General features: G+C 44.4%; 15 protein-coding genes. 13 read left to right on the forward strand and 2 right to left on the reverse strand.

Going from position 1 to position 23,556, the window contains the following annotated elements; genetic code table 11:
- Positions 1 to 3 precede the first annotated feature (3 nt).
- From BK120_RS03530 to BK120_RS03565, 8 genes are all read left to right on the forward strand, one after another.
- Positions 4 to 951, forward strand: coding sequence for an ABC transporter permease (locus tag BK120_RS03530; RefSeq protein ID WP_076266050.1), 948 nt, complete (start codon positions 4 to 6; stop codon positions 949 to 951).
- Between the two features lie 13 nt (positions 952 to 964).
- Positions 965 to 1,834: a carbohydrate ABC transporter permease gene (locus BK120_RS03535; RefSeq protein WP_076266051.1), complete on the forward strand. Its 870-nt coding sequence runs from the start codon at positions 965 to 967 to the stop codon at positions 1,832 to 1,834.
- A 65-nt stretch (positions 1,835 to 1,899) separates the two neighbouring features.
- Complete coding sequence (locus BK120_RS03540) at positions 1,900 to 3,489, forward strand: extracellular solute-binding protein (protein ID WP_076266052.1); 1,590 nt, start codon at positions 1,900 to 1,902, stop codon at positions 3,487 to 3,489.
- Positions 3,490 to 3,566: 77 nt separating this feature from the next.
- A complete protein-coding gene (locus BK120_RS03545) occupies positions 3,567 to 5,306 on the forward strand; it encodes a sensor histidine kinase (RefSeq protein WP_076266053.1) in 1,740 nt (579 codons plus the stop codon).
- Complete coding sequence (locus BK120_RS03550; RefSeq protein ID WP_076266054.1) at positions 5,306 to 6,928, forward strand: AraC family transcriptional regulator; 1,623 nt, start codon at positions 5,306 to 5,308, stop codon at positions 6,926 to 6,928. Before BK120_RS03545 ends, BK120_RS03550 begins: the two co-directional genes overlap by 1 nt.
- Before the next feature lie 99 nt (positions 6,929 to 7,027).
- A complete protein-coding gene (locus tag BK120_RS03555) occupies positions 7,028 to 9,253 on the forward strand; it encodes an FAD-dependent oxidoreductase (protein WP_256710771.1) in 2,226 nt (741 codons plus the stop codon).
- Positions 9,254 to 9,260: 7 nt separating this feature from the next.
- A complete protein-coding gene (locus BK120_RS03560; protein ID WP_076266055.1) occupies positions 9,261 to 10,469 on the forward strand; it encodes an SGNH/GDSL hydrolase family protein in 1,209 nt (402 codons plus the stop codon).
- Positions 10,470 to 10,807: 338 nt separating this feature from the next.
- Complete coding sequence (locus BK120_RS03565) at positions 10,808 to 16,453, forward strand: golvesin C-terminal-like domain-containing protein (RefSeq protein WP_076266056.1); 5,646 nt, start codon at positions 10,808 to 10,810, stop codon at positions 16,451 to 16,453.
- Between the two features lie 232 nt (positions 16,454 to 16,685).
- On the opposite strand, the gene BK120_RS03570 is transcribed toward BK120_RS03565, so the two are convergent.
- The gene (locus tag BK120_RS03570) at positions 16,686 to 17,483 is read right to left on the reverse strand and encodes a hypothetical protein (RefSeq protein WP_256710772.1); all 798 of its coding nucleotides are present in this window, start codon (positions 17,481 to 17,483) and stop codon (positions 16,686 to 16,688) included.
- Positions 17,484 to 18,272: 789 nt separating this feature from the next.
- Positions 18,273 to 18,674, reverse strand: a complete 402-nt coding sequence (locus BK120_RS03575; RefSeq protein ID WP_076266058.1) for a VOC family protein — start codon at positions 18,672 to 18,674, stop codon at positions 18,273 to 18,275.
- Positions 18,675 to 19,109: 435 nt separating this feature from the next.
- On the opposite strand from BK120_RS03575, the gene BK120_RS36360 reads away from it, so the two are divergent.
- The 5 genes from BK120_RS36360 to BK120_RS03605 all read left to right on the forward strand — a co-directional run bounded on the left by BK120_RS36360 (position 19,110) and on the right by BK120_RS03605 (position 23,413).
- Positions 19,110 to 19,562 (forward strand): NADAR family protein, encoded by a 453-nt coding sequence (locus BK120_RS36360; protein WP_076266059.1) that lies wholly within the window; start codon positions 19,110 to 19,112, stop codon positions 19,560 to 19,562.
- A gap of 569 nt (positions 19,563 to 20,131) precedes the next feature.
- A complete protein-coding gene (locus tag BK120_RS03585; RefSeq protein ID WP_076266060.1) occupies positions 20,132 to 20,356 on the forward strand; it encodes a hypothetical protein in 225 nt (74 codons plus the stop codon).
- Positions 20,357 to 20,858: 502 nt separating this feature from the next.
- Positions 20,859 to 21,416, forward strand: coding sequence for a dihydrofolate reductase family protein (locus BK120_RS03590; RefSeq protein WP_256710774.1), 558 nt, complete (start codon positions 20,859 to 20,861; stop codon positions 21,414 to 21,416).
- 201 nt (positions 21,417 to 21,617) lie between these two features.
- On the forward strand, positions 21,618 to 22,271 hold the full coding sequence (locus BK120_RS03595) for a DUF998 domain-containing protein (protein ID WP_076266062.1): 654 nt from the start codon (positions 21,618 to 21,620) through the stop codon (positions 22,269 to 22,271).
- 290 nt (positions 22,272 to 22,561) lie between these two features.
- On the forward strand, positions 22,562 to 23,413 hold the full coding sequence (locus BK120_RS03605) for a nucleotidyltransferase family protein (protein ID WP_076266064.1): 852 nt from the start codon (positions 22,562 to 22,564) through the stop codon (positions 23,411 to 23,413).
- Positions 23,414 to 23,556 lie beyond the last annotated feature (143 nt).

A 23,556-nucleotide genomic window follows, 5' to 3' on the forward strand; every position in this document is an offset into this window, starting at 1 on the left:
GACATGCAATCGAAATTGGCAGCGGAAGCTATTCCCCTCTCCAAAAAGCGGAATTCGTGGTTAAGGACCATACAAAAGTATAAAGTGATGTACCTTCTATTAATTCCGGCATTGGTTTATTTTGCCGTATTCAAATACATCCCATTGGCCGGAATCATTATTGCTTTTAAAAACTACAATCTGGCTTTGGGGTTATGGGATAGCCCGTGGGTCGGATTTAAAAATTTTAAAGATTTTATTAACGGCGTTTATTTCTGGGACATCATGAGAAACACGATAATTATATCGTTGTATAAGCTATTGTTCGGTTTCTCCGCTCCCATCGCACTTGCTTTGCTTCTTAATGAAGTTCATACCCAATGGTTTAAGAAAATCGTACAAACCATTACTTATTTACCCCATTTTCTGTCTTGGGTCATTGTTTATGGATTGATGGTTGCATTGTTGGCTCCGGGTGATGGCCTCTTTAATATGATTTTGAAGGAAAACGGTTTTGATCCCATCTCCTTCTTAACGGAGCCTGCTTGGGGAAGACTGCTGGTCATCTCGTCTGAAATATGGAAGGACATCGGCTGGGGAGCGATACTATACCTTGCCGCATTATCAGGGATTGACCCAAGCTTATATGAAGCAGCTCGAATGGATGGCGCTTCCAAATCGAGACAGCTCTGGCATGTAACGTTGCCCGGCATTCGAGGAGTCATTATTCTGATGCTCATTCTTAAATTGAGCCATATTCTGGACGCTGGTTTTGACCAAATCTTCATGTTTGCCAATACTTTTAACCAGGAAAAAATCGATATTATCGACACATGGGTATACCGCGAGGGGCTGGAGCGTCTTAAGATTGGCCTCGCAACTGCTGTGGGATTGTTTAAAGCTGTCATCGGATTTATTTTAGTATTGGCTGCAAACAAGATTGCCAAAAAATTCGATGGTCAAATTTGGTGAGGTGGTATGAGATATGGTTAAGCTGACGATCGGGGAAAAGGCATGGCAATCAACCGTTTATTTTATTCTTATTGTGCTATCGCTGCTTTGCTTGCTTCCCTTTTTATATGTGGTCGCTGTTTCGGTAACACCGGAATCGGAAGTTTTAAGAAGAGGGATTGTGATTATACCAGAATCCTTTACCTTTGCAGCCTATAAGGAAGTATTCATTTCTAATGGTATAGGGCAGGCGTATAAAATAACGCTGTTCCGAACGATTGTAGGCACGGCGTTAAATGTGTTTTTTACGGTAATCGCGGCGTACCCGTTATCCAAAAAATATTTGCCGGGACGCAGTCCGTTTTTATTATTCATTGTGTTTACCATGATGTTTAGCGGGGGATTAATTCCGACTTATTTGTTAATCCGCTCTTTGGGGATGTTAAATAGCCCATGGGTTTTAATTATTCCGCATCTCATTAGTGCATTTAATCTGGTGATCATTAAAGGATTTTTTGAACAATTGCCTGCTGAAATTGAGGAATCGGCGAGAGTTGACGGCGCAAGTGAACTTCAGTCGCTATGGAAAATCATTTTACCGCTTTCCATGCCTGTCCTCGCCACGATTTCCCTATTTTACGCAGTAGGGCATTGGAACAGTTATTTCGATGCGATTGTGTATATCAATGATGCGAATTTAATGCCACTTCAAGTTGTCTTGCGCAACATTCTGCTTAACATTGCAAATCAAAGTGCTGAGTCGATGGCCAATACCGGAACGGTTAGCCAGTTCGCTGTTCAAATGGCCGCTGTTGTTGTGACTACGGTCCCCATTTTGATCGTGTATCCATTTATGCAAAAGCATTTTACCAAGGGTATGCTCATGGGATCGATTAAAGGTTAAAAAGCAAATCTTATCTAGGTTGTTACGGGAAACCGTGATAATATACAAGCAAAGGAGAGGTCAATATGCAAAGAACAAAGATATCATTTGCCATTCTGGCTGCTATTGTAGGGCTCGGAACGCTATTGTCGGGATGTGGGGATCAAGAAGAGGAGGTTAAGCCTACAGCTTCGAGCAGTTCACCATCTACGGATAACCCGTTTGCGAAAAAAATGAAAATCACAATGTTTAACCAAGGCACGTTCAACGCTGCCGCTCCGATTCCTCCACGCGATGAAGACATTCAACGGCAAATGCTGGAGAAGGCAATGAACATCGACTTGGATATGACGATTCCTCAGGCTGGGCAATCAACAACCAAACTAAATACGCTTATTGCAGGCGGTGATATCCCGGATTTGCTTTTCTTGAAGAGTCGGTCCGATCTCGCGCAATATTATGACCAAGGCGTTCTTGCGGATTTGACACCGTATCTGGATCAATTCCCTGAACTTCAGAAACGTTTTAGCAGCGACTCCTGGGAGGCGATGTCCTATCAAGGGAAAACTATTGGAGTTCCAGGTTATGATAATGTAAACGGTATCAGCCGAAGCTTCTTCATCCGCAATGATTGGTTGAAAAAGCTGAATATGGAAGTGCCAACGACACCTGACGAGCTGTTTGAAGTCATGAAAGCCTTTACAGAGAAAGACCCGGACGGAAACGGCAAAAACGATACGTACGGATTCATCGGCGGCATGAATAAAGAGGGCAGTTTGCAAACTTACGGCTTCGATAGCTTGATGTGGATGTTTGGCGTCAATCCTCCATCAGCCATTGAAGTAAAAGATAATGAACCGGTATTTCTATTTATCGATCCCAAAATGAAAGAAGCGCTTGCTTACATTAATAAAATGATGGCAGCCAATGTGGTAGACCCCGATTGGGTGACGATGACCTCGCCTGATTTGTTGGACCAAAAGCTATTTAAAGGGAAAGTCGGCTTCATGATCAGGGATGCGCGCAGGCTGGAGCCGGATTATCAGCAGAAAATGAAAGAAATCAGCGGAGAGGTGCCGGAATGGATCGTGATTCCTCCAATGGTAGGTCCTTACGGCGATCAAATCGTAGAGAGAAAATCGTTCCAAGGCAATTCATGGGCCATCTCCAAGAAAGCGGATAAGGACAAAATCATTCGGATCTTGTCCATGCTGAATTATCTCTTTACGGACGAAGAAGCCTATCCGAATTTTGCATACGGAATCAAAGGAATTCATTGGGATGTAGTGGACGGCAAGATCAAAAATAAAACGTCCGAATTATCGAAGGAAATGAAAGAAAAGTACTTATGGGTCGATCATTACAGAATGCCGCGCCGTGGTGACGATGCCGAGTACTTCAGTTTCCAGAATCCTAAGACGGCAGAAGCTTTCGTGAACAATCAGCAATATGTGGGGCCAACGTTGCCTGGAAACTTATTGACCGCAGACCCTAGCGATACCTTGGCAACTGACCGTTCGCGTTTCATTAATGAAAGCTTAGTCAAATTTATGACGGGCAAAGACCCTCTATCCAATTGGGACAATTTCCTCCAAACGTTGGATACCAAGTTTGACATGAAGAAATATAAGGAAACAGCAATCAAGCAATTTAAAGAAGCAGGCTTAATCAAGTAAATGAACGAAGAGAGTGGCTAATCGTAGCCCCTCTCTTTATTGTCATTTTAATACAGACTCAAAAAGGAAGATGCGCAATGCGAAGAAGAATCAGCTTGCCTTTAAAATTATTTTTTATCGTGTTTGCGTTTGTATTAGGCTGCATAATCTTGATAAGCCAATTGTCCTATCGCTATGTCCAAAAGGAAATAAGAACCAATGACATCTTCTACACCAACCAAATACTCGACAAGGTCGATCAGTATTTCACCGTTAATTTTTCCTCCTTCCAGACGATCCTGTTCTCGGTCGAAACATCGGTGAAAGCCAACATAGACAATACGGAAGTAATCAAAAAGCAATTAAGAGAGCTATATGAACTCAACAGCAATTACGTCAGTAATATTTATTTGATCAAAAGCGATTTATCCATTGTAGGCGGAAGCACGCCTACCCGTATTTTTGATGAACCGTTAGCGGAAAGAGAGCCTTTATTTCATGCGGCCGACAAGAACAGAAGGACGACCTTCGTCAGTGATCCTTACAAATCAAAGTATTCCGGCTGGACAGTTACGATGGTTCGATATCTGAATGGCGCTCCATTTCCGATGGCCATTGCCGTAGATTTGGATCTAAATGCTATTGAAGAAACCTTGTTCAAGATTAATAAGCAGGAACAAATGAATTTGGCTCTGATCACCGCATCGGGTAAGATCATTGCCGGATTTTCGGAAAATAGAGGACCGCTGAATGTTCAAGATCATACTTTTTCAATCGGGGAAACGTCAGCAGAACAAATTCTGGATACGGCAGAAACAACCCTTCAACTGCATACCAAGGATGGCCTGCCGGTCTCCCTATTGAAAAAACCGACGGAGAAATTTAATTGGACCATTATCTCGATCAATGATGAATCACGCTTGAAAGCCGCCTTGTCCAGATTGGAAACCTATTATATCGAGCTTCTAGCCGCAGGTCTTCTCTTAAGTTTGTTCGTTTCTTTTTTTATTGCCAAGTATATAAGGACTCCGCTCTTTGCGCTCAAATCAAAAATGAAACGAGTGGAACAAGGCATCCTTACAACGACAATAACGATTAACCGAAACGATGAGTTCGGAGATCTCTCCCGAGCCTTCGACCGTATGCTGCAGCAAATTGTAGAATTGATACGACGAGCGGAGGTTCATAATGAGCTTGAGAGGAAATTGGAGATTCAAGTGCTGCAGTCTCAAATCAACCCTCATTTTCTGTATAACACGCTTGGTTCGATCAGCAATGTTATTCGTCTCGGACAAATAGAGAAAGTAGATGTGGTGATCGGATCGCTCATTTCATTATTGGAATACGGGATTGATGACGCTTCAGAGAAGGTTTCGCTACACCAGGAGTTACGAAATGTAGCGGACTATATCGAAATCCAGAACATCCGCTATAACAGAAACTTCCACTTGATTGAAAATATCGAAGCAGGGTTAATAGATTTCCCCGTTTTTCGAATGCTGCTGCAGCCCCTTGTGGAGAATAGCATCTTCCATGGCTATAACGGAGGAGGGATCGAAGGCCCGATAACGATTCATGCGTACAGGGAGGGCAGCATCGTCATCATCGAAGTCATTGATCAAGGCGAGGGAATTCCACCTGATAAAATAAAGCGTATTTTAGTTTCAGAACCGAGTGATGTGGAAGTGAAAAGGAAAAGAATCGGTTTAAATAATATTCATGGCCGAATTAGACTTCACTATGGAGAACAATACGGGCTCCAAATCGTTAGCATACCTAAGAAAATAACCCGTGTACGCGCCATATTCCCAGCAGACTTGCTAAAAGGAGAAACATAATGGTGAGAAACTATACCTGCTTCATTGTTGACGATGAAGACCTAATCATTCAAAGATTGGAATTGTTTTTTAACGAGCTCTCCCATAGGGATAAGCGATTTGTTCTAGTGGGAAAAGCGAATAATGGTCTGAATGGGATCGAGGAAATTTTAAAGCTTAAGCCGGATATCGTAATATCCGATATCGTTATGCCGAAAATGGATGGAATCTCCATGATTGAGCAGCTAAAGCCGGAGCTCCCCCATACCCAATACATCCTTTTGACCGCCTATTCATCCTTTGAATACGCTCAGCGAGCTATTCATGCCAACGTATTGGAGTACATTGTTAAAGTTCCGCTGAGGGAAGCGGATTTGGATCGGGCCTTATCTAAGGCGGCTGGGATTTTAAATGAGGTGAAGAAAAAAGAAGCGGAATTTCAATCGTTAAACGTATCCGTGCTTGAAAATAAATATAGAGTCCGCAAGCAATTTTTTAACGAACTGATCAGAGGCGAAATTCCTTCCCATCGGGCATCGGATTTTGCCAATCGCATGCAGTTCCATTTCTTTCAAGCCAACTATTGCTGCTTCATTGTTGAAATGAATACGTATGAAAGTTTCCGGAACGAATACTCAGCAGCTGATCAAAACATCTTGAAATATGCGATGACGAATGTAATCGAGGAAACGGTGATGAATGGTGGAAGCGGCGTAGCTGCGGATCTGTCCGATAATCGTTTTATTGGCTTTCTTTCCTGGGAAAATAACCGCAGTGATATGGAAACGGAATATGCTTGCCAATCATTAGGAGGGCAGATCGTCTCTCATTTGCAACAATATTTGAATCAAAGGGTATCCGTCGCTTTCGGAGGTCCGCATCGAGGATGGGAATCGATCAAACAAGCGTACACGGAAGCTAAAAATGTGAGTGAGGATTTCTACTATCATACTGAGAAAGTCGTAAAAACACCCATGCATCGGTTCCATTACCATAATGACAAAAAAGCAGAATTTCAGCAGAAACTGGCTGATTTTCTTATATGGGTGAAAAGGAAGATTTCCAAGGAAGAGCTGGATAAAGAACTTGCTGATTTGAACCAATTTGTTTCAGACCATAAAATCCAAAAGTCTATCATGGCACCTATGCTTCGAGACTTGTATAGAGACATTACGTTGAAGTTTAAATCAGGGAACAAGCTGGCCACAGAAGCAGCTGAATTCCCCATGGAATTTATGGCATTTCAGGACCAACTTGCCTATATTGGCGACTTCACATTCGAATATGTACATGCTGGACAACTATTACATCGTGCAGAAATCATGAGTGCTATGCAGTTTATAGAGAAAAATCTGAAACAGCGTTTAACGCTGGAGGCTATTGCCGAGGATGTGAATTTGGCTCCGTCGTATTTTAGCAGCTTATTCAAAAAAACGATGAACGAAGGCGTGATCAGCTACATCAACCGTAAAAAAATCCAATTAGCTCTAGAGCTGTTAAATGTTCAGGATTATTCTTTATTGGAATTGTGCGAGGAAGTAGGAATCGTAAATGAAGGTTACTTTTGCAAACTATTTAAAGAGTATACGGGTGAGACTCCTAAGCAATACCGGATAAAAATAACGCGGTACGAATCCAAATAAGGTTGCAAAAAATGTATGATTTTTTCGCGAAATCATGTAAAAAAAAAGGGATCAAAACAATTACCATGATAGAAGGATCTAATCATGGAGGTTATCAAAATGGAGCTTATAAAAGCAGATGTAACCGTCGTAGGCGGAGGTATTGCTGGAATTTGTGCTGCTATTGCTGCCGCACGCCAAGGGCTGCAGGTATCACTAATTAATGATCGGCCGGTTCTTGGGGGAAATGCGAGCAGCGAGGTCCGGGTTCATATCAACGGGTCGGCATATCTCGGAAACAGTCCATCCTATTATGCTCGTGAGGGCGGGTTGGTAGAAGAACTCAAGCTGAAGATCTTTCATTATAATCCGTTATACAACAAGAAGCTTATGCTTTCGCTTTCGGATACGGTCTTGCTCGACATGGTTTATGCTGAGCCTAATATTTCTCTATTCCTCAATACATGCGTGCATGAAACGGGGATGGAAAACGACAGAATTAAATGGGTGGAAGGCCTTCAACTCGCTTCTGAAAGAAAATTTCGTTTTGAAAGCCGAACCTATATCGATTGCTCCGGCGATGGCATTGTTGGATATCAAGCAGGTGCTCACTTCCGATGGGGAAGAGAGGCGAAGCATGAATACAACGAGGATTTGGCTCCCGAAGTGGCGGACCATTACACCATGGGCGATACGATTTTGTTTCAAGCCCGTAACGTAGACTATTCCGTTCCTTACAAAAGACCTGGCTTTGCGTATGATATTACGAAGTTGCCCTTTTTCGATAGTATCAGAAAAGGCTTAAACCATCGCTCTTTTCCAAGGAAAATCAATGGACTTGGCGGATTGTGGTGGCTCGAATACGGCGGGCATATGGATATTATAAAGAATAACGAAGACATCGCATTGGAACTACGGAAATTGGTATACGGGATTTGGGATTATATCAAAAATAGCGGCGAGTTTGATGATGTGGACAATCTCATCTTGGATTATGTATGCCCGATTCCGGGAAAGCGGGAGTCGAGGCGGTTCATAGGGGAGCATATGCTGTCTCAGAACGATCTTACAGCAAAACCTCATTTCGAGGATGCAGTATCCGTTGGAGGCTGGTATATGGATCTGCATGCGAATAAAGGCATCTACGATGATGGGCCGGCTACAGCGTGGAATTTCGTGCCGGGATTGTATAATATTCCTTTCCGCAGCTTATTTTCACGCAATATTCCAAATCTCATGTTCGCTGGCCGCAATATAAGCGCTACCCATGTCGCTTTCGGGTCTACAAGGGTTATGGCAACCTGCGGTTGTATGGGGCAGGCGGTAGGAACGGCTGCTGCGTTATGCTTAAAATACGAGGCAGACCCCGCGGAAATAGTCACAGCCCATATGGGTGAGCTTCAAGCGCAGCTGCTTCGAGACGGGCAAACGATTGTAGGGCTTCAAGAGGAGTTGGATCCTTATTTCGCTGACGGATTAACGATTCATGCCTCGTCTCAGCGTAGCTATGATAATCTTCATTCAACCGAAGAGATTTCCTTGGAGAACGCGTTATGTTTGGTCTTGCCGATTCAGACATCCGTAGCAGAAAGCGTACGGATCAAAATTAAAAATAGGTCCGAGCATCCGGAGACTTTGCAAGTCAAGCTATTTGGCGGAGATCGGAAGGAAAACTATATTCCCACCAGCGAGCTGAAAGACTATCCCTTGGTTGTTGCAGGCGGTTATGACGACTGGATAACGCTGGACCTCAGCTGCAAGAAGCCGGCTGACGACAAAATCTACATTGTACTGGAAGGTGCGGCGAGCCTTGCTGTATACGGAAATGAAGAGAAGTTGACAGGAGCGGTCAGCTTCCATTATAGGCCAGAAGTTCCGTCAAAGCTGAAGAAGCTTAATAAAAGCATTTGCTTCAAAGACCTGGTGCCATCCCAAAATATGTATAGCCCAGAGAATGTCGTTAATGGCTTCTCCAGACCTTATGGTCAGCCGAACGGTTGGATATCTGAACGTACAGAAGGACAGGAATGGTTGGAATTCTGCTTTGCAAGCCCCAAAAATGTGGAAGAAATCCATCTTGTGTTCAATTCACGGCTGGATTTGGAGCATTTCGACGATCCGATCGAGCTCCTTATCCAAGATTATGATGTGACCTTGACCTTCGAAGACGGAACCGAGAGTGAAATCATCATCCGCGGTAATTATCTCACGCTGAATAAACATAAGGTGGATGCGAAACGCGTAACCCGAATCCGGATTCATTTCTGCGCAACCTACGGTTCTCCTTACTATGAAGTGTTTGCTGTAAAATGCTTTGCTCCGAAATTAATAAGTGAAGGCAGGTGAAGTCGCGATGAAGGAACTATTCCCTCGAAGAGGGCTGCCTAATGTCATTTCGAAGTTGGAAAATGGGGAAACCGTGACAATCGTCTATTTTGGCGGCAGCAATACGCGTTCTCAAGGATATAGGGTCATGACGGGAGATTGGCTTCGAGGTAAATATCCCAATGCGGAAATCCGCTCTGTGAATGCAGGCATTGATGGGACAGGATCAGACCTCGGCTGCGCACGTTTGGAGACGGATGTACTGCGTCATCAGCCTGATCTTGTGTTTGTCGAATTTGTTGGTAACGATGGCGGAGTCCCTGAATCCAAGGCGCGGATCGAAGGAATTGTCCGACAGATCCGCAAACGAAGCCCGTTCACCGACATTTTGTTCGTTTATACGATAAAGGAGCGAGATGTGGCCTTATTTCAAGCCGGCGAATACCAGAAAGGGGCTATTATGCAAGAGGAGGTGGCCGATTATTACGGTATTCCTTCCATTCATCTGGGCGTAGCGGTCAGTCAATTGGTTTCCGATGGAAAGCTCATTTTCACCTCAAGGGCAGATCAGTCCAATCCAGGAGCCGTTATTTTTACACATGATTCGGTCCATCCGACAATTCCCGAAGGGCATCAGATTTATACGGATACGATTACCCGGTCATTTGAGAAAATAAGCGAGCTACGCGATCATCAGGGAAGACTCGAATATCACTTGCCTCGGAATCCGTTGGTTCCGGCTAATCCTTGGGAGTATGCAGCCATGCTGCCGCTGGATAATCTTACTCTTTTTTCGGAAGGATGGTCTTACATGACCCCCGATGATTTTGCGTTAGTGCGCGAATACAATTGGTTGTTTCCTGGCCTATGGCGAGCTGTCGATCCTGGAGAGGCTATCACGGTGCAATTCGAGGGGACCCATATCGGGTTATTCGATATCGGGGGGCCTGATTCTGGCCGATTGAAGGTGTCAGTTGATGGAGGCGAACCCTTCCTTATCGATCGATTCACACCCTATAACGATCATAATCGAAATCAATATGTTTTCTTGCCGGAGCTGCCGAATGGGAAACATACGGTTCGCTTCGAAGTCGATCACGAGAAGACAGACAAAGCGGCCGTGTTTGAGGAAAGCGGCAATGCTAAAAGTATGGAGCATGTTCGGCAGCATCCAGCTTGGTATGATCAAACGGTCATTCAGCTTGGGAAGCTGTTAGTGGTGCAGCCGCCATTATAATAGATTTGTCCACTTGGAAAACCTACATTCTATCTGACTGCGATTGAGCGGTCAATTAGGATGTAGGTTTCTTTTTTAGACATATGAATTTTTGATAGAAGACTTTATAAGTTTTAGGCGATAAAGTATTATTCTATTTCTATGAGAAACGGATACCCTCCACTTACATATGACGGCGAAGCCGTTTCTTATCGCTTAAAATCTTATAAGAAATTGTTAAAATGAAAGAAATTTCAAGATGATGTGACGTGCTATGATAAAAACGAAGGAGCTGGATTAGCTGATGGAAAAGGCTAATTGCTTTTTACGAACATTCAAGCAAAGGGGGCATTATTATTTTGGAAGCGTTATCATTTATAGGAAAGGCTGTGAGTGGTTTGGTCAAAAGGAAGCTGTTTTTCTTCATCGTTTTCATGTTGACGATAGTAGTTCCTTTCAGCCTGGTTGGAATAACGACCGCTTATGCGGAGACCTTACCTTATCAGACGATTATCATCGATGATGGAAGCATCACGATCAATGATGTTGTGACACCTGATGCGGTTAACGAGAACAATGGATATTCGGCTCCAAATTGGACCACAAGCACAGGGGTGAAGGGGTATGATCATTCCAGCTCCAAATATACGAGTACAGCTGGCAGATCGATAACATGGAATCCGCGCTTGGAAGCAGGAACAGCGAAAATATCGTTATACAAGCTTAATTGGGAGGATAAGGCTGATAGCAATGTAAAAATCGAAATCGTTCATAATGGAACGACGGATGTAGTCTATCTGGATTTGAGACCCTCATCTGGCGCTCCTGCGGGATGGGTTGATTTGGGAGAATACTATTTTTCCGGAGTTGGTGAAGAATTCGTTAAATTGACACGGTCTACCAGCACCACGAGTACGATACTTACGCGAGCTGATGCGGTCAAGTTCGAAGGGAATATTCAGCAGAAAGAGCCGCATAAGACGATCATTATTGATGATGGAAGCCTCACGATTGATCATATCGTCACCGTAGATGCAGGTAACGCGAGTAATGGATTCTCCTCGCCTTATTGGACCACAAGTGCGGGAGTGAAGGGATACAATAATTCCAGTTCCAAATATACGGACGCAGTAGGTAGAAGCATCACTTGGAATCCACGCTTGGAGGCAGGGACGGCGAGAATATCGTTCTATAAGCTTGATTGGGCGGATAAAGCAGATAGTAATGTAAAGATTGAGATTGTTCACAACGGGATTACGGATGTTTTGTTTATGGATCTTAGACCTACGTCGGGTCCATCGGTCGGATGGGTGGATTTGGGGGAGTATTATTTTAGTGGTGATGATACCGAATTTGTCAGGCTGACTCGAATGCAACCTACGACGGGTACGATTATTACTCGGGCCGATGCAGTCAAATTTGAAGGGAATATCCGTCAGCAAGCTCCGCCGTTGCCCGCGCTGCGGAGCCGCACATTAGCGAATCTCATTTACACAGAAAAAGGCAGCATCGAAAATGCAAATTATAAGGCGACCTTCTATGAGGCAGCATGGGATGGAGGCAAATCCATCGTTCGTGACATGTTCTACAAGAACACGGACACAGGGAGCTGGATGCCAATAAATAATGTGTCGGAAAGACTTGAGGAGCAATGGGTTTTATTGGATGGGAATGCGGGGAGCCGAACCAATTACTACGATACGATGAACAAACGCTGGATTACATTCGACGGGATCCATTTTCCAGACAGCCACACGGCGGTTTTAACCGATTCTATGCATGGCAGTGATTACGATTTTGAAGTGAACTGGTCCATGGCAGGGGATAAACCAGATGTTTCCTTCGCCTTCACGCCTCGCCGCGATGGCAATTATGTGATTGGTTATCAGTCCTTCACAACAGAGCAAATCTCTGGCGTCAATGAAGTGTTAAATGGATTTAGGTCACATGCAAAAATGGTAGGTACGGTGGAATCCACAAGCCTTCGGGAGCTGAGCGCTCCGATGAGTCTGGTGGAGAAGAATGACGGCGCGGGGAATCCTTTGACGTATGGGGTATTTGTACCTTCGGAAGAGCTTCCGATTGAATTTGAACCGACGGGAGGCGTTACGAAACAACGGCTTGGCATGAGCCTTGTCAACAACGAAGGCAGCGTGCAGCCAATTCTATATGCTCCTCAGTTAGGGACTTATTCACAAATGAGCGCAGAAAACACCTATCAATTTCATATGGGGCTAATCGCACAAAAAAGCAATCTTTACGAGTCCTACGCAGATATTCTTCGCAATGAGTACGGTTATTCGGCATACCGGGAAAATGTATCAGATCAGTCGCTTACTGACGCGATGTTCAATATGATCGATCTGCTTAAGATAGAGCCGCAAGGGGACGACTCCGTTCAGTATGTCCCGTCACCCAGCGGGTGGTGGAGCCGAGCCAAGGGCTTTATTGATATCGAAAACGAGGATAGCGTTCGAACAAGCTCGAATGCAGTTCTTTTGGGGGCTTATTATTTGACTGGGGATGACCAGCTTTACGATACGAGAGCATTGCCGTCCGTCCAGTATGGCGTATCGCGAAATGGCATCGGTTGGTCGCCGACGCAGAAGAAAGTATACGGCGTGCCTTCGTTATGGAAAATGGCCACCCTGCCGTTCGATGTTTCAAGCGTAGCCGCTGTCAATCAGATGATGGGCACTTCGGCAGGAATTGGGGCGCTGGCACAGGAAGAGTACCTCGTGCGTGATCCTGACCAGAAAGACCGAGGTCCTGTCATCCAGCCCCTGATGATGTATCGGATGACGGGAGATGCGCAGTATTTACAAGCTGCCAAGGATGCAGCTGACAGTTATATCCTGCAGCATATCGATACTCCTGAATCCGTAAATGTGAGTAAAAATGAATTCATTTATTATTATAGCAAGCTGTGGATGGAGATTTTGGAGCTTTACGAGGAAACACAGGATCCCAAATACTTGAATGCCGCTTATAAGGAAGCCAAACGGTATGCCACCATGTTCGTTGCTCGTCCAGTTCCTGAAGGTACCGTTACGATTCCGCAGCCTGAAACGTATAATTACGCGGAGTCGTTCCATTGGCCGGAAAGCGGTAAATACCAATATCCTAGGAGCAAGCTCCCAGAAGATGTAGCAGGAGGCGTACAAGCGGATAGCTGGCTCGTTTCACCGAACGGATTAACATTTGAAGCAGGAAGCACAACCGGTTATTATCGGATGAATGCTCAGGAAGCTCCATTTATGCTGCGATTGTCGCTCTATACAGGTGATAAACTACTGCAGGATATCGCTCATAATTCGGTTATTGGTCGATATTCCAGCTATCCAGGTTATTACTATAAGGGATTTGCCGTTAGCCAACTTGAACCGGATTTTCCTCTGGAAGGTCCTAGCGGGGCTACATCTATCTATTATCACCATATACCGGGGCAGCTCGGGCAAACAATGGATTATTTGATCAGCGAGCAATCATTGAAATCAAATGGGAGTATTACATTTCCTTCCGTATTCGAAACGAATTTTTTATGGTTCAAATATCACCTTTATGGCAATAAACCAGGTCATTTCTACGGTAATTCCGACGTTTGGCTCTGGATGCCCAAGGGCATTATCCAGACGAACGATCCTCAATTGAACTGGATAACGGGAGAGAGCGGGGATAAATTTTATATCGGACTAAGCAACGCATCGTCAGATGAAGTTCAGACTTCGATTGAATTGAATGCGCAAATCATTGGGTTCAACCCGTCACAAGATTATACCGTAACCATCATCCGCGATAATGGCACACCAGAACAAGCGGTTATGAGTAACGGAATCATTCAAGCTACGGTTTCAAGCAAAGGGATAACCGCTATCATTGTAGAGGGACTCCAGATTGATGTGCCGCTGCATCAGGTTAGAGCTGCTGATACATCGGATGCAAGCTATTTCTTTGATATCCATAGTCCAATCGATGCGGTTAAAGGGATGCTAATCGTCAAGCCCGACGAAATGGTTTATGATGCCTATGTACAGGCAAAAACGACGAAACCAGCGACAATCCATTATTCCTTGGATGGCGGGGCTACGTATACAACCATCCCAGATACGATATATCCGATGGAATGGACTATACGGGTGAACGACTTATCTCAAACCTTCACATATTACGTGGAATCAGACGGGAAACAAACTCGCAAACGTACACTCTATCTGCCTGATAAAGTATCCGAAACTCCAGTCCAACCCGATTGGCAGGAGGGTTTATCTATCATTGTAGATAATACGGAGGCGGAGACAGAAGGGGTCTGGATAAGGGATACAACGGCTAACGACTATTACTACGATAACTATGTGTATGCCAAATCGACGACCAGCACAGCGAATAGCAAAATTATATGGCGGCCAGAGCTGCCGGATACCGTTACTTACAGTGTGTATTACAAGCTTCCGCAAATCACGGCTGCGAGTGAAAACTGGGCAACGAATGCCTCATTTGCCGTTTATTATAGCGGGGGCTCTGATTCGGTTACCGTTGATGAGACAGCGGCGAATGGTACTTGGGTGCACCTAGGCGATTATCCTTTTGCAGCAGGGGATAGCGGGTACGTGGAACTAACCAATAAGGCCAACAAGTCACGGGTAGTTGCCGATGCGATCATGTGGGTAGACCCAAACAGGATGCCGCAATTGGAGTCTGCAGTGATCCTATCCGATCGGAACGAGCTGCAGATGACTCAAACCGCACAACTGAGCGTAACCGGCTATTTGGATAATGGTTTGATCGGTGATCTAACACAGGCCAAAGTGCAGTATTTCCTTGATCGTACGGATCTGGCTGAAGTAGACAGCAGCGGTAGGTTGACCCTTCTAAATCTCGATGGAGACACAGATCACATTGAGGTATGGGCGACTGTAACGATTGACGGAGTGACCTTAACAACACCGCCTTTGATCATCACGATCAAGGACCTAACGGTTATCGTCGACAGTACAAATACAACGGGGTTGTACACGACAGAAGGGTCTTGGAGCCAAAGCAACTTAGCCGGATACAAAATTGGGGTTAAGTCCCGTTACTCTACCGTTCAAGGATCATCAGCAACGTGGAAAGGCCAGTTTCCAGAGGGAAAATATACGGTCTCCATCTACAAGATCGTCCATACGACGGCAAACGATAATTATGTCAAAGTGGAAGTGAAGCATCAATCAGGTACCGAGGTCACCTATATCGATGCAACAGTTGGCTCATCAGGTTGGGTTAATCTAGGAACGTTCGACTTTGCAGGAGACGGCAGCGAGTATGTTCGTTTAACCAGGGTTACTCCTACAACGGTAGACCCGCCAACACTTCCTGCCGATATGATCTATACGAGGGTTGATGCAGTCAAATTCGAACGGCATTCCGTTAGTCCTGAGCTGATTGTGAATGAGGTTCCAGGTAAACCGATACTTTCGAATAATAGCGGTGTTGCGACAGGCTTACATGATGGCAATTATGACGTTGCGATGAATATGTGGTGGGGGACCAATGGCTCTCTGTATAAGTTGTACGAGAATGGCCAATTGATCCAAACGAAGTCATTGCCCGTTGATTCGCCAACTGCCCAAACTTCCATAATTCCAATTCAAGGCAAGCCAAATGGAACCTATGTGTATACATGTGAGTTATCGAATTTGTATGGAACGACTTCATGTGATCCACATACTGTCACCGTGGCTGATGCGAATCCTGGCAAACCTGTGTTATCCAGTGACAACTGGGATCAAGACGGGAACTATACCATTACTGCAAATATGTGGTGGGGCACGAACGCAGCACAGTATCGATTATATGAAAATGACGAACTTATTGAAACGCAATCTTTATCTTCACACTCACCAAATGCCCAATCGGCTAATACACAAATTTCGGGAAAAGCTCCTGGCATTTATCAATATCGCGGTGAGTTTATGAATGGAAGCGGAACAACGGTAAGTGATGTTATACAAATTATTGTAAAATAACGCTAAGAGCTGAGTGGATGAGTACGAACCACTCAGCTTTTTTTTCTTGAAATTTGGAGGTATCACCATGATCCCATCAAGCAAAGCAATTCTTGACCGCTCCTGTAAATGAAATTGAACCTTCAAAAAAGCGAAGACGAGCAAGTGTGCTCGTGTTGTGCAGGAAAACTGCATGATATGAGCACGGGAGTAAGCGGAAGTGAAGCTCATGGAGAGTGCACCGGCCGAAGCTTCAGTCGGTCGGTGCGGCGTACTTCGTCACGTCCGGCTCAAATGTCGCTCCATTGGACAGGTCCACCTCCACGTGGGTAGTTCCGCTATCGTCGGTCAGCACGAGCATGCGCGAGCCTACGAGGGGAACGCGGTCGGCACTGGTGCGCATGTGCGCTGAAACGACCCGAGGAGTACCGGCGACGATGTAACCTACCTCGACCTTGAATATCGGAAGATCGAAGAGCCAGCAGTTCGTGAAGCTCACCGTGGTCAGTGTCCCGATGAATGAGTTGCCCTCTACTCGGAGGCGCTCGATGTCACTCTGACGCAGCCGGACATGTGTGATCGATCCGGGCAACCGTAAGAGCGAAATGGCGGCCCAGAGGGCAAAGCAGGCTCCGATGACAGCGCCCAGCTCTAGCGGGATCGTCGGCGACGTCCCAATGGCCTCAAGGTTGAAGGGGCGCGACGGATCGCTCGCCAGCGTCCAGATCAGTAAGACTCCAGCGATTACGACGAGTCCTCCTGCAATCGCTAGCGATACGAAGAGGCCGGCGACCCTGGTCTGTCCGAACTGTTCTACCGCTCGCGAGTACACTCCGCCAGTCACACCGATTGCGACGAACAGCAACACCACGGCGACGCCCACCGTGACCGGATGACCGAGGAGCATGCTGATTGCCGGTGTTGGCGCAAGACCAAGTAGAGCACCAAACGGCACGGAGCCTGTCAGCGCCCACAGTGCAGCAGCTGCGAACAGCCACGGCAGCAGCGGAGTCGCGCGTCCGACGCCACGTCCCGGCAGCAGCGCAGTCATTCGTCCGCCTCTATCCGTGGTGGAGAACAAGGGCAGCATCTCACTGTGCTCATGTTGTCCCTCTGTAGCTTCCCTCATAGGTATCCTTCACCTCCATAATTTTTTAGCTATATTTTTGCTGAAAGACCGCACGACGTCAAATTTTACCACTTATTGACTATTATATTGACTCATCCCCGAAGACTTTACAATAGGAAATAAACTCACGAACATGCATGAGAAGGCATGAAGAGAGTAGGATTTCACGTGAAATATGGGCCAGTTGATGAGCTTTGGGTTGTTCGATGATTGTATGTCCACGACACGATTGGTAAGCTTAACATTTTCTTGCTCTTGAATATTAAAACTCTAACAGACAATTGTAAATGAACCCTGGTTTGTTCATCTGATGGGAAACGATAGCTCAATAAATCAGTAGCGAAGCTATTGGTTTGGGATCATTGTGGGAGTAACGGCAGCTTTATAATTTTGGAGTGTGTTATGGAGTCTATTGTAGAATTAGATGTGGCTAAAGGAGCCAGCGTCGTTTAGGCTTTTCTACGAAGGAACCAACCGTACGGGATATTGGAGAGTATTGCGCATGAGTAGAACGGTTTTGAACGACTGGGAGAATTGCTTGATGAATTGAAGGTACTCTCGGGCAAGGTGCCGGTCATTATTTTGTATTATGTTTCTATGGGACGAAAATGGGTGGGCAATTTCTCCAGAGTTTTTAGAGGAAATCGAAAAAACTGTCTGAAATAAGACAAAAACGCCGGTGACCTTTAGCAGGTGACCGGCGCTACCATATTAGCGTTTCGGCATTTTGCTCTCATCCATGTACAGTAGATTCCAACGGTGACCGTCCAAGTCGGCAAATCCTGCGCCGTACATCCAGCCCTCATTTTCACTCGGCTTGCCAAAGATGCTTCCTCCGGCAAACTCTACTTTTTGAATAAAGGTATCTACTTCTTCTCTGCTTCCAGCACCAATGGAAAATATTACTTCTGCGCAACGGGAAGTATCTGCGGTTTTTGAACCGGTAAATTTCTCAAACGCGGCATCCGGGAACAGCAGAATCGTTGTTTGGCCTATGGCAAGCTTGGCTCTCTCGTTACCAACGCTGACCGCATGGAATCCAATCTCATTGAAAAAGGCAGTTGACTTCTCAACATCTTTGACTGGTAGGTTAATCCAAATCTCCTGTGACATGGCTGTAGCCTCCTGGAATAAATTTTTAACTTCTCCTACTATACTCTACTTCTGGCTGTAGAAGCGAATCTTATAAAAGAAACAGCAAAGTATGGCATTCCTGTCATGCATCCTGCGGTTTACTTAGTAAATGCCCGCTCCGCAATCAGGGGTAAACGTTCGACAGTATGCAGCGCCATTGTCAGAATAAAATAAAGAATTAGACTGACGTTACTTCTTTAAGCCAACGAGCAGGATAGCTCAATCACATCTAGAATAAATTTAGAAAAATAGAAATATCGTTTATAAGTCGAATGAAGAATGGGGGAAGTTTCTTGGATGAGATTGTAAAAAATGCATAAGAATTATTAAAGAATATTGAAGAAAATAAACGGAATCTTTTAAGCAGAAATGCTGATAAGAAGGTAATCAATTTTTATGAAATAAATAAGCCATATGGTTGTTTCTCGAATTTTTCGAAACATTCAATCACGTTTCCGTAAAGATTGGGAAGAGTGCAAAGTTAACATTATGCGGGAAGCTATTGTCGCTAAAATAGAACAACATCCAAAAGTTAAGTCCATTCTCTTATCAACAGGAGATTGTATTATTGTTGAACATACAACCAATGATTTATATTGGGGAGATGGCGGTGACGGGCAAGGAAAAAACATGTTAGGCAATTTGTTGATGAACATCAGATATAATATGGAGAACTATGAGCCAGAGTTCCTTCTTCCTCAATGGATTACGTTTCCAGACATTCATCCATTTAGCATTGGTTGGAGAATGGGTAAAGGTGAAACATATTTAACTTATTTGTGGGAGTGGAGAAGGAAACAATCTCCTGAAGCTTTAAAAGAATATGATGATTACTTTACGCCACCTCAGGTTTGGGTTAGCGGCTAATGCAGCCCTGGAATGAGATTTGAATTAACGACATATAGAGCGATAACCAAAGGTATAATTGAAACATTAAAAGATAAAGCAAAGTCCTAGGGTGATAGGTCGAAGAGAAATCTATAACTTTAATTTGAAATTGTTGTTCAACTATCGACGATTGTGACACAAGCCATAAAAAAAATCGATATACATACATATGTACAAAATAGTATGTAATCTTCATATGCATAAATTCGCATAAAAGACTTGATTTAACTGAGGTTTGATGGTTAGTGTCACAATGAGTAAGCCGCTTAGGGTAAGTAGATCCTAAAGAACATTCTGATCGCAACGACCTCAGTGCTATAATGTATGACATGTGCGAGTGGAGATATTATGCAGGTAGAGCAGCCACTTTTCATATGGTAGATGGTGGACACTTTTTTATTACAGAGAATTATGGACCTGTGTGGATATTATCAATCAAAGATTGATAAAAATTGACAATGTGGGATGAAATTCTAAAAAGCCAATGAAAGATCGTTTTTTTGTGAACTAATCTTCATTTATCTTAATTGGAAAGAGGTTTTGAATCAATGAATAGCAAAATGATTTGGGGAATAGCATTATTAGCGCTGAGTTTGTTTTTTAAGCCATTATTGGCGATTGTGGGGCTGAATGAAACGTTGTTCGGATTGCAATGGCAAGGTGAAACTGTATTTTCATTGCGTCCATTCTTAGTTCGGATCATTCTAGCAATAATTGGTATTATGATGCTTATCATCGGCGGTAAGCAAGTTACAAAGCAGAAGAATAAATAGTTGAAAGAATCGAGAGCACAACAATTAATCTTGTTACAGTATTGAACGTTTATATCAAGGTATTGAAGACCGAAAAAGATTATGATAATCCCCAAAAGGGGATTTTTTAATGTTCGTAGAACAAAAGGAGCCAGTGAGGCTCCTTTTGTTTGTAATTATCACGACTTACGAAATGTGACACATCACGAACTTTAATATTGTCAGATGACAAGAATATGAGCCGATTAATTACCGCGTAATTAACGAAAATATACGCTAAGCCCTGAATCCGGCTTGGCGTTTTTTCTTACTTTAACCTGAAACGGTACGATCATTCAACAAGCCGAGTATCAACGTTCCAATTATTACTGACTCGTGTATGTCGATTTGCCGTTCACTCGTTCGTTGTCTCTATAACGGCAAAGTTCAGCTGATCCTGGATGAAAGACATCCTGGAGATACGCAACGGTCGGAATCGACTATACGACACGAAAGGACAGGGATAAAAATGGGGAAAATCATTATGCAGCAATTCATTACGCTGGATGGCGTCATGCAGGCGCCTGGCGAACTTTATGAATTCGAGTATGGGGGCTGGCAGCGGTCCTATGTTGGTGAGGAGCACCTGGCACTCATTGTCGAGCAGGCCCACACGGTTGAAGCACTACTTCTGGGGCGTAAAACTTACGAGACCTTCGCGGCAACATGGCCGTCAGCGGTCGGCATGCGGGGGCTGGCCGATCGGATGAACGGCATGTCGAAGTTCGTGGCTTCGAGAACCCTAAGCCATGCGGAGTGGAATGCCACAATCATCCATGGCGACGCGGCAGAAGAAGCAGCGAAACTCAAGCAGGAGTTTAGCGGAGACTTGCTTGTCGTAGGCAGCGGCGATCTTGCACAAACGCTGATGAAGCATCATCTCATCGACGAATACCGGCTCTGGATCCATCCTGTGATCTTAGGTCGCGGACAACGGCTGTTCAGAGAGGGGATCGAAAAGGCTACACTGCGCCTCATGGACGCCAAAACACTAAGCACAGGTGTCGCGATTCACATTTACCAGTCCGAGTTAGGCAATTAACAACAAAACCATCTGAATTCATTCAACCAGAGACGTCTCCATCATCGTTGTGCAAGTGGAGATGGGACGTCTTTTTACCCATTCAGATGCCAATCAAAATAAAAGCAGTATTAACTGAAAAAGAGACGTACGATGAACACAGTAACTTCAAAGGACTGTACAAGATTATAAAATGGACAATGAGAGGGGAATAAGATTATTATGTTTACAAATATGCGGAATACGAGGACGATTCGTCTTCTTCTAATGGGTGGCGTTGTTTCCACACCGCTATTCTACATAGCAGCCATTATTCAATCGTTTACACGTACAGGATTCGATATCAGGCGCCACGCCATCAGCACCCTTACGTTGGGGGATTTGGGATGGATACAAAGCACAAATTTCTTCATGACAGGATTGCTTTCTGTATGTGCAGCGATTGGAGTGCGCCGTTTGCTGCGAGGGCGTATGGGAGGCAAGTGGGGTTCGCTGCTCATTGGAATCTATGGGATTGGCATGATCCTGGCAGGTCTGTTTCGCCCAGATCCTGACCTCAGCTTTCCCCCAGGTGCCTCTGCCGGAATGCCAACATCGATGAGCGTTCATGCAGCACTCCATTCCGTGGCTTTCTTTACGGCTTTTATTTGTCTAATTGCGGCAAGCATTATTTTTGCACGTCGGTTTGCTACAGAAGGCGAGCGTGGTTGGAGTATCTATTGTATTGCATCTTGTATCCTTGCGCCAGTGCTCATTATTTTAGGCTCAAGTATCGGCACTTGGATCGGCGTTATTATGGGGAGCGCTGGAATTGTTGCCTTCGGTTGGGTTTCGGTTCTTGCCGCGAGATTACGTGTTGAAGCCCTTCAGGCATAGATTCAACAAGTGAGAACCGTTAATGATTTCCGATTCATTCGAGCCGGTTTCGTATAACCGCAGCATCAGTCTTGTTTTGAACTATGATGATGAGTCTGAAGTCAAAATGGCATATGCCAGGCTAAGCAAGGGCAGCGAAAGCAAGTATCCTCTGGTGTTCTATACTAACGATAGGGAGCTGTCTCGTCAGCTCCTTGTACATCTTCACAAAATAAAGGTTTTTGTATAGATGTACTGATAGGCATTAAGATAACGGGCAGCTTTAGACATATTCGAACGGAGTGAGAGGTATGGATGTGCAAAGTATTATTTCCAAAATTATTGATTGTCTTAAGCAAATCGATGGTGTGCAGGCTTTGGTTCTAGGTGGTTCAAGAGCTAGGGGGACTGAAAACCCCAACTCTGATATTGATATTGGAATTTATTATAACCTAAACAATGGGTTAGATATTTTCCACCTTGATCGGATAGCTTCCACCTTGGATGATGATAATAGAGTCAATTTAATAACAGAAATCGGTGGATGGGGGCCATGGATTAATGGTGGTGGTTGGCTGAAAGTGCATCAACATCCGGTCGATTTTTTATACCGTGATCTTAATATAGTATCAAAAGTAATTGATAAATGTCTCAATGGGGATCTCACAATTGACTATCAACCGGGACATCCTCACGGATTTATCAATTCTATATATTTAGCTGAAATTGCGTTGTGTAGGATTTTATGGGATCCAACAGATCTTGTTGGAGAAATGAAGTCTAGAACAAGTCCATACTCGCACGTTTTGCAAAAAGCAGTAATTCAAAAATTTTTATGGGAAGCAAATTTCTCCTTAGAGAATGGGAAAAAAGGTATCTATAAAAATGATTTATCTTACTTTGCTGGATGTTGTTTCAGATCAGTCTCTTGTTTAAATCAGGTTTTGTTTGCACTTAATGAAACATATTGGATGAACGAAAAAGGAGCCGCTGCTATGGTCGATACTTTTAGCATGGTCCCAAGCAATTACTCTCATAGAATAAACAAGATATTGACCTTAGTGACAGAAGAGCAAGCCGGTTTGGAGAAAGCTCTAAGCCTGTTACATGATCTGATCCACCAAACAGACAATCTAGTGAAAAATAAAAATCTGCTGAACTAACGGGACACTATAGCTCAATAAACAACTAGAACGAGGCTGCCGGTATGGATCGGCAGCCTCGTTGCACTATACCAGCCAATAGGCTGTCAATATTTAATTATTAATGAAGAAAACGAAGGGTGCTATACTGGTAAAAAAGCATG

The organism is Paenibacillus sp. FSL A5-0031 (genome assembly GCF_001956295.1).
GTDB lineage: Bacteria > Bacillota > Bacilli > Paenibacillales > Paenibacillaceae > Pristimantibacillus.

Bases quoted from the DNA above. Each gene is read 5' to 3' on its own strand.
- BK120_RS03535 (WP_076266051.1), top strand. From the start codon at position 965: ATGGTTAAGCTGACGATCGGGGAAAAGGCATGGCAATCAACCGTTTAT.
- BK120_RS03530 (WP_076266050.1), top strand. From the start codon at position 4: ATGCAATCGAAATTGGCAGCGGAAGCTATTCCCCTCTCCAAAAAGCGG.
- BK120_RS03545 (WP_076266053.1), top strand. From the start codon at position 3,567: ATGCGAAGAAGAATCAGCTTGCCTTTAAAATTATTTTTTATCGTGTTT.
- BK120_RS03605 (WP_076266064.1), top strand. From the start codon at position 22,562: ATGGATGTGCAAAGTATTATTTCCAAAATTATTGATTGTCTTAAGCAA.
- BK120_RS03560 (WP_076266055.1), top strand. From the start codon at position 9,261: ATGAAGGAACTATTCCCTCGAAGAGGGCTGCCTAATGTCATTTCGAAG.
- BK120_RS03555 (WP_256710771.1), top strand. From the start codon at position 7,028: ATGGAGCTTATAAAAGCAGATGTAACCGTCGTAGGCGGAGGTATTGCT.
- BK120_RS03590 (WP_256710774.1), top strand. From the start codon at position 20,859: ATGCAGCAATTCATTACGCTGGATGGCGTCATGCAGGCGCCTGGCGAA.
- BK120_RS03540 (WP_076266052.1), top strand. From the start codon at position 1,900: ATGCAAAGAACAAAGATATCATTTGCCATTCTGGCTGCTATTGTAGGG.
- BK120_RS03575 (WP_076266058.1), bottom strand. From the start codon at position 18,674: ATGTCACAGGAGATTTGGATTAACCTACCAGTCAAAGATGTTGAGAAG.
- BK120_RS03550 (WP_076266054.1), top strand. From the start codon at position 5,306: ATGGTGAGAAACTATACCTGCTTCATTGTTGACGATGAAGACCTAATC.
- BK120_RS03585 (WP_076266060.1), top strand. From the start codon at position 20,132: ATGAATAGCAAAATGATTTGGGGAATAGCATTATTAGCGCTGAGTTTG.
- BK120_RS36360 (WP_076266059.1), top strand. From the start codon at position 19,110: ATGGTTGTTTCTCGAATTTTTCGAAACATTCAATCACGTTTCCGTAAA.
- BK120_RS03595 (WP_076266062.1), top strand. From the start codon at position 21,618: ATGTTTACAAATATGCGGAATACGAGGACGATTCGTCTTCTTCTAATG.
- BK120_RS03570 (WP_256710772.1), bottom strand. From the start codon at position 17,483: ATGACTGCGCTGCTGCCGGGACGTGGCGTCGGACGCGCGACTCCGCTG.